General features: G+C 47.7%; 7 protein-coding genes. 2 read left to right on the forward strand and 5 right to left on the reverse strand.

Annotated elements, in window-relative coordinates:
- Positions 1-32: 32 nt before the first annotated feature.
- Positions 33-728, reverse strand: a complete 696-nt coding sequence (locus AC58PQ_RS18780; protein WP_497244243.1) for a DMT family transporter — start codon at positions 726-728, stop codon at positions 33-35.
- Between the two features lie 26 nt (positions 729-754).
- On the opposite strand from AC58PQ_RS18780, the gene AC58PQ_RS18785 reads away from it, so the two are divergent.
- Positions 755-1,249, forward strand: a complete 495-nt coding sequence (locus tag AC58PQ_RS18785; protein WP_497244155.1) for a LysR family transcriptional regulator substrate-binding protein — start codon at positions 755-757, stop codon at positions 1,247-1,249.
- Positions 1,250-1,461: 212 nt separating this feature from the next.
- Here AC58PQ_RS18785 and AC58PQ_RS18790 read toward each other — a convergent pair whose 3' ends face one another.
- Entirely contained in the window at positions 1,462-2,292 is an 831-nt protein-coding gene (locus tag AC58PQ_RS18790; protein ID WP_497244157.1) for a TrmH family RNA methyltransferase, read from the reverse strand.
- An 8-nt stretch (positions 2,293-2,300) separates the two neighbouring features.
- The gene (locus AC58PQ_RS18795) at positions 2,301-2,960 is read right to left on the reverse strand and encodes a potassium channel family protein (RefSeq protein ID WP_497244159.1); all 660 of its coding nucleotides are present in this window, start codon (positions 2,958-2,960) and stop codon (positions 2,301-2,303) included.
- Positions 2,961-3,142: 182 nt separating this feature from the next.
- Between AC58PQ_RS18795 and sspI the strand changes: the two genes are divergently transcribed.
- Complete coding sequence (gene sspI / locus AC58PQ_RS18800; protein WP_497244161.1) at positions 3,143-3,346, forward strand: small acid-soluble spore protein SspI; 204 nt, start codon at positions 3,143-3,145, stop codon at positions 3,344-3,346.
- A gap of 143 nt (positions 3,347-3,489) precedes the next feature.
- On the opposite strand, the gene AC58PQ_RS18805 is transcribed toward sspI, so the two are convergent.
- Entirely contained in the window at positions 3,490-4,167 is a 678-nt protein-coding gene (locus AC58PQ_RS18805; RefSeq protein WP_497244163.1) for a S1C family serine protease, read from the reverse strand.
- A 32-nt stretch (positions 4,168-4,199) separates the two neighbouring features.
- On the reverse strand, positions 4,200-13,385 hold the full coding sequence (locus AC58PQ_RS18810) for an FN3 associated domain-containing protein (protein WP_497244165.1): 9,186 nt from the start codon (positions 13,383-13,385) through the stop codon (positions 4,200-4,202).
- Positions 13,386-13,465: the final 80 nt, after the last annotated feature.

Below are 13,465 nucleotides of genomic sequence, written 5' to 3' on the forward strand. Positions count from 1 at the left end.
GGCCTCCTCAACTTCATAAAGTATCTATTTTTTTATGATGGATTGCCGATTGTATGCTGGCGGTTCTTCCTGTTCCCTTGCCAATCGGATACCACTACACCGAGTAGGACAAGCGCCGCACCGATGTAGCCTCTTAGCGGCAATATTTCATGGGCGAACAAGAATCCAAACAGAGCGGCAAACACGGGTTCGAGCGCAAAGATTAAACCAGTTCGGATAGGTGTCGAATATTTTTGAGCCAATGGTTGAACAACAAAGCCAAAGGCGCTGCATACGAGGCTAAGCACCAGGATGGAGATCCATCCGTTTAAAGTAACTGGAAGCGAAGGCGTTTCAAAAATAAACGAGAAGAGCAATCCAAAGGCGCCGGCAAAACCTAATTGCAAAATACCCAGACTCAACGAATCCGTTTTTTTAGCTGCGGTTCCGGTAATGATGATATAGACGGCGTAGAATAATGCTGACAGAATGCATAAGAAATCACCCGGATATATACGCAATTGGCTGTTCAGCGTAAGGAGTCCCATCCCGATAAAGGCGAGGCAGACGCCAATGATAAGGTTGGGATGCAGCTTTTTCTTAAACACAAGAACGTAAATTAAAGGTACAAAGATGACCGTTAGACTAACCAAAAAACCGGCATTGGATGTCGTTGTCGTTTTCAGGCCAAAGGTAATGCAAATAAAGATACAGAACAACAGAAACCCCAGTAAAGCACCATATTGGATAGTGGATAAATCCGTTTTCCGTACTCATGGAAGGTGACTACGAAGAGATTGAGAGCTGGATCGCATCAGGGGAAGTCGATTGCGGGTTTATTACAATTCCCGCACGGGGAAGCTTTGATGTTGTTCCATTGAAGAAGGACAGGATGTTGGCCATTTTGCCTATGGCGCATCCCCTGAGTCAGCTCCCCTTCTTTCCTTTATCGCAAATTGAAAAGGAGTCGTTCATCATTCAGCGAGAAGGATCCGATTACGATGTCAGACGTATCTTGGATCAATCGTCGCTCAAACCCCGCATTAAGTTCTCGTCAGGGGATGATTATGCTATTATCGCGATGGTGGAGAACGGGCTGGGCATTTCCATACTTCCTGAACTGGTACTTCAGGGAAGGGATCACAATGTTCATTCGCTGGAGTTGGAGGATCATAGTTACCGTTCTCTGGGCATTGCCGTTCATTCCATGAAAGATGCGTCACCGGCAACCAAACGTTTCGTCAATTATGTGCAGCAATGGTTGAAGTAATTCTTTGTAGGAAGACGAATGTGAAAGACGCATGAGTGCACAGCAACGTCTCCTGTTGAAAATAACTATGAAAACTGTACATAAGAAAAAAAGACCGAATTTTATTATCGGTCTTTTCGATTTCACGTTTAACTATCGTCTTCCCTGCTTTGAGTGGGGAAATAGTGGGGATGGGGTGGGAATAATACAACTATATTTTCAGCGATACGAGTTTATTTACTTGGATATGTGTTTATTTGCGGGGAATACATCCGCTGCCTAGCCGCCTCAAACAACAAAACCGTCGCCGCCATCGCGACGTTCAGCGATTCCGCTTTTCCCTGCATCGGAATAATAACCTTCACATCCGACTGCGCAGCAACCTCCGGCGACACGCCATTGGCCTCGTTGCCGAGAATCAGCCACGTCGGCCGCCGCAGGTCCGTGTCATAGCACGAGCCCTGCGCCTGCAGGCTCGTCGTCACGAGCTGCACGCCGCGCTCACGCGCTCGCGGCAATAGCTCCCCCAAATCTGCCTCCACAATCGGCAGATGATACATCGATCCCATCGTCGATCGGATCGTCTTGGGATTATACAGGTCGACGGTGCCGCGACCTAGTACGACCGCTTTGGCCCCGACGGCATCCGCGCTGCGGATGATCGTGCCCAAGTTGCCTGGGTCCTGGACGCCGTCCAGAACCACAACCAGATCATGCTCGCCGCCAAGCAGCGTCTCCATGCTAAGCTGTGGCCGCGCCACAATCGCCACGACGCCTTGCGGTGTCTGGGCATCGGAGCATTTGGCCAGCACCGCTGCGCTGACGCCGATCCATTCGACGGCGCGATCACCAGCGAGCGCGACAAGCTCCACAGGGCTCCCTTTTTCCGCTAGAAAAAGAATGACCTCCACCTGCGCCCCCGCTTTCAACGCTTCCTCAATCAAATGGTAACCTTCAATGATATATTTGCCCTGCTTCTCTCTGCCGCGCCGCTCTAAGAGCAGTGCCCAATCTTTGACTCTCGTATTTTGAACTGACATGATTTCTATATATGAATTCCTCATGAATATACCTACTCCGCAAAAGTGACTTCAAAGGTTTGAAGACTCGAATTTTTACCCACAATAACTAAAATATCTTCTTGTTGAATTGACTCTTCTGCGCTCGGCGGAATAATCATCTGATCATTCTGCTTAATGGCAATCACATTGCAGCCAAATTTTGCGCGCACATCGAGCTCTCGCAGGCTTTTGCCAATCATCTGTTTCGATGCTTTCATTTCAAGGATACTATAATCGGCCGATAGTTCTATATAATCGATAATATTCGATGAAATCATATGATGCGCTACACGCTGTCCCATATCTCGCTCTGGATAGACGATTTTATCCGCGCCAATTTTTTTGAGCACCTTGCCGTGAAGATCATTTACTGCTTTTACAATTGTCGTAGCTATGCCCATTTCTTTAAGAATCAATGTAGTTAGAATACTCGCTTGAATATCTTCCCCAATTGCCACAACGACTACATCAAAATTCCGAATTCCCAAAGCCCTCATAGCTTCCTCATCAGTTGAATCAGCTTGAACAGCATGTGTGACATGGGCGGAAACGTCTTGCACCGTTTCTTCGTTCCGATCAATGGCTAGAACCTCGAACCCTGATTGTGATAATGTCTTAGCGACAGCTGAACCGAATCTTCCCATCCCAATAATCGCAAATTGTTTTCTCACCGCTCACGTTCCTCCATATTCCCAAGAATACATCCCATTATCCTATTATATCATACTTGAACCTGTATACTCACTTCTCTACAATCGAACAACGATCGCGCATTGGCGAAGTGTGGGAAGGATGAATCCATCTTCATCTGTACATATTAATAACGAGAATGAAATGGAAGCGAGGTCCTCGAATGAATATCACCTTAAGACAAGCCATCCACCAACGGGTTAATAACAAGTCAAGTGAAGAGCTGAAGGAAGTTATTGAAGATTCCATCGGCGGAGAAGAGAAGGTTTTACCCGGATTAGGTGTGCTTTTTGAAATTATATGGCAGCATTCAGAAGCTAGTACGCAGGATACGCTTGTCGAAACACTCAAGGCACATCTCGGATAAAAAAGACCACGCTCTCGAGCTGGCTAGGGGCTGCCTCGCACTCTCTAGCTAGTTTCCTGTTTCGTGAATTATTAAGCCTCGTTGCAACTAAAAAGAACCCCTCCCAGTAAAATCATTCACTGAGAGGAGCTCTTCGTTCATTACTAGTCTACTGGCAGTAAGCTTTGGAGATCCTCGGTATTAAGTACAAGATGAATGTTGTTCATCGTTCGCAATGATCCTGAGATGATTCCCGACAAATATCCGTACTGATCGATCATCGCCCCCCCAGACATGCCGCTTACGATCTGCGCCGACGTCAATATCCGATCTCTTCCGTTAATATTTGCTTTCGGGGAGTTGACAATCCCCTCTGTAATTATAGACGTATTTTTCATCGGATACCCGATTGCAAACACTTTTTCGCCATGTTTCACGGCTGCTTCTCTGATCGGAAGAGCGTGATACGGGATTTTGTCCCCGGAAAATTCTTTCAGATCAGGCAGTTTTAATATCGCTGCATCCGTCAGTTCATCAGAGCCGAGCACCTCAATTGGAGAAACGACACTTCCGTCATTAAAAATACCCTCAATACGATCGGCCCCTTGAATCACATGGTACGCTGTAGCCGCAAGCCCTTCAGAAGAGATCATTACACCGGTACCGGTCGATTTTAAATTATTTTCCTCGTCCAGAACTCGGATATAGAATACCGCATCTTCAAACTTCGCATAAATTTCTTCCGCGTTGTAGCGAATTGGAGCATCCGCTTTTGAACTTGGGGAAAAATTTTGGAAAGAAAATAACGAGAATAATAAACATAAAGCCACTATTTTTTGCATTCAGTTACCGCCTTCTCCCAAACAATTGGTTCTTAATTAACAACAGACATAATATCCTGATAAGCCCAGTGTGAAGGAGGCAAGTCATCAAATTTCACAGGCAATTCTTGCTTGTGCGCACCAATAACCCGATTGATCAGCACGACTGCCTCAGCCCTTGTAATTTCGCTATCCGGTTGGAACGTACCGTCCGGGAAGCCTTGTACATAGCCTGCCTTCGTAAAGGCATTTATATATTTTACAGACCAATGATCCTTCACGTCCGACAATGACGTTTCTCCTTGATCGGAGACATTAAGCTTTAATACCCTTGACATCAGCACGACAAACTCTGCTCGCGTCAAGCCTTTCTCACCGCCGAAAGTGTTGTCGGGGTAACCTTCGATAATTCCTGCCGATGTGAAGAATGCTACGAGATTTTCTTTGCCGCTGGCTACATCTGAAAGCTGGCTTCCAACAGTGACATCCTCTTTATCCAGCAGAAGAGCAAGAACATCTGCGATCTCATATCTGGTGAGGGCTGCTTCCGGTTTGAATTCGTTATTTTCATATCCAGCAATGTACTTCACTTGGCTTGCATCACTCCTCATGTCATACTTGGCATTTTCGACCTCATAGCTGATCGTCAACACTTTATCATCCTTATCGGTGATCATCTTGATCGTCATATTTCCAGTGATGAGAAGCTCGCCATGATATTGTGGGCTATTCTTCGTAGGCGTGCTTCCATCGATCGAATAATAAATCGTTTGACCCTCTGGCGCAGATAATGTCAGTTTACTGTTCTTAGCGACGACGACGGAGGATTCCGCATTAACGTCAACCTTGCTTTGACCAATATTTGCTGAAACGGACGGTGGTGGAGGTATGAACATTCCGCCGCCAAAACTCTGAGTGACTTTCGTCCAAACCGCTGAGAACACTTCACTGACTTCCTTGTCTTCCACGATCGTGATCGCTTTAACTGTTGTGGTGTTCGTCAATACAATTGGCGCCGTATACAGCGTAGACCATTGATCCGGCTGACTGCCGTCCAATGTGTAATAGATTTTGCCATCTGCTTCATCGGTAGTAAGAACAACGGAAACCTCTTTACTGAACTTATCCTCGCCGGGAACTGTCGCAGGCTTTTTCGCAGTCTCTACAAAAGATAAAGCAGTTTTATTAATCGTCAAGCTTCGGCTTGTCCCATTTACCGTTGCTGTCAAAACGGCACTTCCTGGCTTTTTCAAGGTTCCTGTGAGAATGCCTGAACCATCTTTGAGCGAAACTGAGCTCGGATCGACTTTCCAGCTCACTGCAGCATTGTGCGTTAACGTAAAGTCAGACTTCATCTGATTTACTATATCCCGTTCGTTAAGGATCACTGCTGCGGTACTAAGCATTGCCGCATTCGTTCCATTAAAAGCTATCAATTGAGGATAGAAGCCTTGAACGGCTTGCCATTTACTTGCATTCCAATTGAGCGGCAGCGTTCCATTCGTAAGATCTTTGGCTAGTATGCCTATCGCTTGCCCATCTGTTCCAGCGACTCTCTCCCCGGCAGCATCATAATAAGCTGTATTCGCTTTGAGCATCTGCCTGTTGAAGGCGCTCTTCGTGACTGCAGCTGCTGCTTCCTTTTGACCGGCAATGCCGCCAAAATAACTTACACCTGGTACAATCTTTCCGCCAACTGCTGCGAGAACCTCGCCATAATTCAATGAATCGCTTATCGAGCCAGAGACAGCATGGCCAACGATACCGCCAGACCAGGCTTTGGATGTACCTATAGCACTTATACGACCTGAATTGTAAACATTTCGGATCATACCGCTATTAAGACCAGCTATGCCTCCAACCTTCACTTGATCGGCAGTCAATTCGATATCTATGAAAGAGAAAGATTCGCTAATTTCACCATTCGCCATGTTGCCACCGGCAATACCACCTCTAATCAACGTCAGATTGGAATCTGGACTGCTCAGGCTGCCTTTGGTGTATGTCTTGCTTATGTTCCCATCATTGACACCAGTTGCCCCGCCTGCCATATTGCCTGTACTACTAATCGTTGCATCTACAACAGCTTCAGAAATGGTTCCACTATTCTTACCGGTTACGCCACCTGTGTAATTAATGCCATCGACTGTCAGGGATTGAATGGTTAAGTCGGAAAGATCACCTTCATTTTTCCCTGCTACACCACCTGTGTAATTGTTGCCCTTCACTGAACCGCTGATTACGATGCCAGTGATGCTTGCTCCAGTATGATTGATACCTGCCACGATTCCTGTATTTTCGTCCCCTGTGAGGACAGCGTCCGTAAAATGAATATTAGCAATATCTCCAAAATTCTCCGCGACGAAGCCGTATGCAGCAGCATCTGATACCCCGTGAAGACCACTGATCGATTTGCCCTTGCCATCAAACACACCATTAAACATGAAGAATGGAATCCATGCATGGCTTTCCATCGAAATATCTGCTCCGAGGGAGAGCTTATCCAGGCTCGGTTTGGTCACAGCCGAACGGTCAAACAGTTTGTAGTAAGCTAGTCCTGTATCATTGTTTAGCAGAACGGCCCCATCTAACTGTTTCACATTGTTGATAATGATGTCCAACTCATTACTTAAGCTCAGGAATGAGTTGTCGATTTCAAAAATTGTATCTTTAAAGCTATAAGAATTAGAGAGGTCTTTATCCGCTTTAGAAACAACTGCCGCAGCCAAATCGCGGCCAATCGGATTCAGCGTGCCCAGATAAGAGGAAAGCGTAACGCTGGCATCTCTGAAATTGTAACCAATCAGCGAACCGCTGAATGCATTCGCGCCGCTGACATTCATTTTGATTTCAGAGACATTGGCAAAGACATTTTCAATAACGCCATCGTTATAGCCTGCAAAACCCCCAGCATACGATCTTGTAGCGTGATTAATTCCTGTCGTCTCCACCTTGCCTTGATTCGCAAATGAATTCTTCAAGTTAGCCGACCGCTCAATGATCCCTGCAAACCCGCCGCTTCGCGTATCAAACCCCGTATTCGAAACATCTCCATGTGCATACGCATCGGTGATCGCATACCTGTCAACGGATCCGACGAAGCCACCAACATAAGAGCCGGTAATTCCTTTCACATTCAGTACGCCTTTGGCATAGGCTCTTTCAATCACTCCCGCACTCAGACCGGAATCGCCCAGCATACCTGCAAATCCACCAGCATAGATGGTGTTGTCCTGATTATCACAATCTATTTGTACTAGCATATCGGCAAATGAATTCGTTATTCGGGTGTTATCCCCCATGCCAACAAAACCTCCGACATGTGCTGCCGGCATGATTCCAGGTTTCGTTACTGCACTGCCAACGACGATCTCTTCTCCACCGATGGAGGACGCATTGGAGTAATGGATTTCGCCGCCTACGGCTTGACCTACGACCCCGCCAACATGGTATACGCGACTAGTGTCTGCTTCGATATGGCTATGGGAAACGGTATTCACCATAATGCCGCTGCTGAAACCAGCGATCCCCCCAACGGCAGCCGTACTTCCTTCACTAACCCCAATACGTGTTGTTGACTCAGCGTAATAGATAGAAGCGTTTGTAAGCTTGCCCACGATTCCGCCCACAACCAAATCCGCTCCGTTATCCGAGCCAACTGCGTTAATCCCTTTCGTAGAAACGCTAGCATTATAGATTCCTCTATAAAATGGAACTAGCTTGCCAAAATCAAAACTTCGGTTGATATCGCTTGACGTCACACTTCCAGCTACGCCGCCTACGGCAGTTTCACCCGTCGTGGACGTTGAGTTAATGTCAGACTTAACGTCAACCATATATAAGGTAGAATCGTTCACCTCACCTGCAATACCGCCAGCCGTTACACGTACACCAGCTACTTGCAGCGCAGCACTCATAAAGGCTTGCTGCACAGCAGCGTTGTTCAGCTTCCCTGCAATGCCGCCAATGACAGCCTGGTTGCTGCTATCCACTGTGGCTAACACGAGCTTCTCCACTTTGACATTGTCAAGGTCAAACGTATTGCTGCCCTTGCCTTCCTTAACCCCTACAATGCCACCGATAATGCCGTTGCCTGTCAATTGCTGACCATCGCGGGTAGTTGTAACCGTTATATTCGCGATCTCATTGTTGGCACTGGAGTATCCGACCACACCGCCTAAGGTTGACTGCTCTCCCGATACTTGCAAAGTGACAGCAGCGAAATTCAGCGTCATATTCGCTGTCTTACCAGAAATATGACTACCAACAAGTCCGCCGACAATACTATTCGTGCCTGATGAGGAGATCCGATATGTCGTCCCGACATCCATCGTCAAACCGCTGACATCTCCAGCTTGCTTTCCGACCCATCCGCCAATCGTCGCATTGGCAGATGAACTGCCCACACTGCCGTCCGCCGACTGAATGGATGCGGTACTAGGACTGATCGCAGCTGCATTATCGCCGATGATCCCACCGACAATCGCATTTGTACCCGTGCCTTCAATACTGCCGCCGCCGTCCAAGCTCAAGTGCAGAGCAGATATCGATCCGGTATTCTGTCCTAGAATGCCGCCAACGATTACGCCACTAATTTGCGCACCATCAAGCAATCTGACGTCAACATTGGAAACCGCACCTTGATTGACACCTGCAAGCGCTCCGCTAAATTGACCGCCTGCAACGTATAACGGCTCAAGCTTGACGTTCTGCACATTACCTTGCTGCCCAATGACTCCGAATAATCCACTATACGTATCGTTGGATAACAAGCTTAGACCGTCGATCAGTTGACTATTCCCGTAAAATATTCCTTGAAAAGCGTCGATTTCATTCACGCCAATCGGTACCCACCGATTCGATTGAATGTGAATCGGATTGATGACTTTAATCGTTCTACCCGAGAAATTGAACTTGTCGACACCGGGAATCGTCCCGTTGACAATCGCCGCAAGCCCTGCGAGCTCGGCTTCCGACTTCAACTCGAAGTTAATCGCGTCTTTATCTCGCGTATACCAGTTGATGCTTGCATTCATACTGTCGCCGCTTCCCGAACTTCCGCCGGAATTGGCAACTCGGATTAATTCAGGATATTTGTAATCGGCATTCGGAGACCCGTATCTCCATATTCCCGTGAAATCCCATTTGGAAAGCCCCGGAAAGTAATGTCTATCTTGCAGCGTCGACGTCAATATCGTGCTTAGACGTGCATGGACGTTGAGCCAAATCAAGTTTCCTTCAGCAAAATCCGGCAAGTCGCCATTAATGTCATTGTCGATATCCTTCACATAATACGATTTATCCAACAAATCTTTATTGGCATTGTCATAGCGCCCGGCGAATCCGCCTGCAAGCGCGCCATCGACTGCCGAAACCTTGCCGGCTGAGTAAGCGTTTGTCACTGTTCCATTTGTAATTCTACCTAGGAAACCACCAGCATAAGAATGATTTGCATTGGCTATGATCTCTTTGGCTGCGTAGGAGTTGGCGATGCTGCCTGCCGTATGCTCGCCGACCAAGCCGCCCACATTCGTATAACTGCCATTCGCGGTTACTTTGGAGACAGAGTAAGACTTATTGATCGTACCTGTATTTCTACCGATAAGTCCGCCCAAGTAAGTAGATGCGCCGCTACTTCCAAAGGCATCGCCAGTAATATCGATGTCAACATAGGAGGCGATAACCTGTCCTCTATTATCGCCAGCCAAACCGCCAGCAATCGTATTTTGTCCTCCGATGGTCAGCTTCGCACTTGAATACGTAAAATAGAGCGTTCCCTCCGCCGTATTCAAACCAACCAATCCGCCCACTGTGCTGGAATCCCCTTGGGAAACAACCGAATTTTTATCGGAAATGCTGACATTTGCAATCAAACTGCGATTCTCTCCGACCATGCCACCAGTTACAGAAGAAGGGGCACTGACCAAAATCGTTCCCACACTCCGACTGTTCTGAATCGTACTAACCGCACTCTGCGGGTCTGAACTCGGATCCCCTGCCTGACGATCATTGATACCAATGATCCCGCCAATTGTAGATGAAACTGCGGACGACTTCACTTTTATGCTAAGGGCCGCCGTATTATTATTGATCAAAACGGCAGTGTTAGAGCCTAAGTTATATCCAGTCATCCCCCCCACTGATGCGCTAGGACTGTTGATGACGAAATTTACAGTGCCTGAGAAGACTTTCTCCATGAGGGTCTTGTCGCTATATCCGGCAAGCCCACCAAAATAGGATGACGTTGCAGCTACTGTGCTAGATATAAGCAGGTTGTCCGCATTCGTCTTCACGGCATCGCCGATAATTTGACTGTTTATGATGTGGCCTGCCAGTCCGCCAGCTTGCGCCCTTGCTCCCATGACGGAAATCGTAGCCGAATCAGGAATCTCTGATTCTACTTGGAAATCCTTGATCTCGGTATTTTTCGCATAACCGACAATGCCGCCGACGACAGCATTCGTACCTGTGACCTTGATCAGCTCCGTTTCTCCTGCATGAACCCATGCGTTGGTGATACCGGCCAAAGTTGCACTGTTGTCTGGGACTTCGGAGTGACCAACAATCCCTCCGATTTCAGCCATGTCACCGCTAGCCTTGAATTGATTGTTTTTCGTTTGAATATTAGCCAAAATGCCGGTGTTTTTCCCAGCAACTCCGCCGATTTGATTTGTATTTCCTGCTGTATCAATCACGATATTTTCTGCCAAGCTCATCGGGACATCCTTATTGTTTTCCCCGAAAAGACCGCCGATCTCGACCCCATTGCCTTGGGCAGACACGGTAATATCAGTAGCTGTGAAAACAAATGCGTTAGCGGCCGGGCTCGTAATCACAGCATCCTGCACACCCGCCACGCCTCCCGCCTTGACCCCTGAAGCTGGAATGTTCATATTAACATTCTCTACCTCCAAGAAGGCCATTGCTGAATGGTTAATCCCAATCGCTCCGCCCACATTGCTGTTGTCAGCCTTAACGTCGATTACCATCTGATTCACATGGACAGGCGCACCTGCTTCACCGATTTGTGCATCCACAGTGGCGAGACCCGCTACGGCTCCAAGCGTATGTCCGTTACTCCCCACTTCGCTGAGCAAACCGATGCGGGTGACAAGACTGTTCGTAATGGCAATGGTGCTATCATTCTGGCCCATAATGCCGCCGGCTGTCATTTGATTAATTCCGGCTGCAGCAGCTAGTTTAACGCTGTCGCTGCCAGTCGCCTCTGCACGGGTGTCTCCTACGGTTGCATCCGTAATAGTTCCCTGCGCTGTACCAGCAATCCCTCCAGCAAAACCGTTTACATTACGGACAGTAATAGCTGTATACTTAACTGCTGCCGTATGGATAGTCCCCTTTAAATATCCAGCGATACCACCGCTGCTTCCATCTGATGAAAGAACTGCATAGTCATCTGACGTTTTCGCTGCAACCGCTCGGTTAATTAGGCCTTCATCCACATATCCGGCGATCCCGCCCGTGAACGTATGTGCGCCTCCACTCGCGTTCAGAGTACCTTGGAAAACAGAATCGTTGATCGTTCCATTGACCGCGTACCCGACAATCCCGCCAGTGCTGACCGTGTTACCTTGGCTCGATGAAGCCGCCGTAACCGTAATCTGATTGGCAAATGTTGCCCCAGTAATCGTTTTATCCAGGCTATCCGCTGGAAGCCATCCAATGAAACCGCCGGTGTACAGCTTCGTTACGCCGGTTATTGTAATATTCCCTGTGCTGTAAACATTGCTAACGATACTATTATCTCTCGCATAGGCCCGGTTGGACACGATTCCTCCCGTGTATACCCCAGTTCCACCATGGACTGTGATGCTTCCGCTATTGTCATAAGCATGAATCGCTTCATTATTCAAAAGAATGCGATTTACACCATATCCGACCAATCCACCGGTATACGCTTCATCTGGTTTGTTCAGGCTACCGCCACCGCTTACTTGGATAGCTCCTGTATTTTTCGCTGATCCTTGCAAACGTAGATCTCCTGTTACATATCCCAGAAGTCCACCGCTAAATACATGATCATTGCCTGAAGCTGTGATACTCACGCTATTCGTATAGTTCTTTTTCCACGTTAAGGTACCTTCAATGTAACCAGCAATCCCTCCTGTATACACGTTGGAGCCGCCGTTGTTCGTTATTGTGCCTGTATTCGTAAAGGGGAAGTCCAATACATTCGTCGTTGCTGTCACCATCGCACCGACCAACCCTCCGGCATGCGAACTGCTAGCCGCAGGCGCTGTGACCGTAATTGCCCCACTGTTAGAGGTGTTCGCAGAGAAGCCCACATGACCACTGACTTGACCAATGATGCCTCCCACGTAGTTATGCAGCCCGTTGATAACCGTAACGGATGCCGTATTAGCTATAGGTGTCGAGTCTTCGTCCATCATGAGAGATACCGCAGAATAGCCGACAATCCCTCCCGAATACACAATTTGGCCGTTGCTTGTAGCCTTCACTGCGCCCGAACTCGTAACCTTCTTGATCTTCAAACCATTGCGGTCCGCATAGCCGGTTATCCCTCCAGCAAACACATTACCGCCAGACACAGTTATAGCTCCGTTATTCACCGAGCCTGAGATGACTCCCTCGCCCTGTCCGACAATGCCGCCCGCGTAAACAACCTTCTGCACAGTATTGGCCGTAATGGCAACATTGTTAGTAATATCATAGACAGTACTATTGTTTATCATCTTGCCGACGGCAACACCGACGTAAACATCGTGTGTGACCGTCGGCATTATCATTTCCTGTGAATTGGCAAAGGTCAGTCCACCAACCACAGCGCCCGCCTCACCACCATCCATCAAACCGATGAATCCATTATATGTATAATCATCCAGTATCTTAATATTGCTTATCTCGGTTGTCCCGCTTCCGATGATGGTGCCTTTGAAAGGTTTACCTTCCTTGCCAATAGGCACCCAATGATAGGCAGATAAGTTCAAATTGCGATCGATCTCAAGAATCTTTCCGCTGAAACCGTTTATCGATAATCCACCTGAAGTCACTCCGTCATTTACTAGCTTTGCGACGCCAGCCAGTTTAGCCGCAGTATCAATTCTAAAAGTATCATACGTAGGATCATACCAGCTAACGTCAGCATTATCAGCCCAGCTATCCGAGCTTGCATTTGCCAGAAATGCTCCTGAGACCGTCACCACTGCCATGAATAATACAGCAAATACAATCGTGTAGATTGATTTTTGCCTCACTGCCATTTCCACACCGCCTCAATTTTGTTAGGTTTCACTTAAAACAAGAGGTACCGACACACTTGGAGCATGTGTCGGTATCCATG

This window comes from Paenibacillus sp. J22P143 (assembly GCF_059692035.1).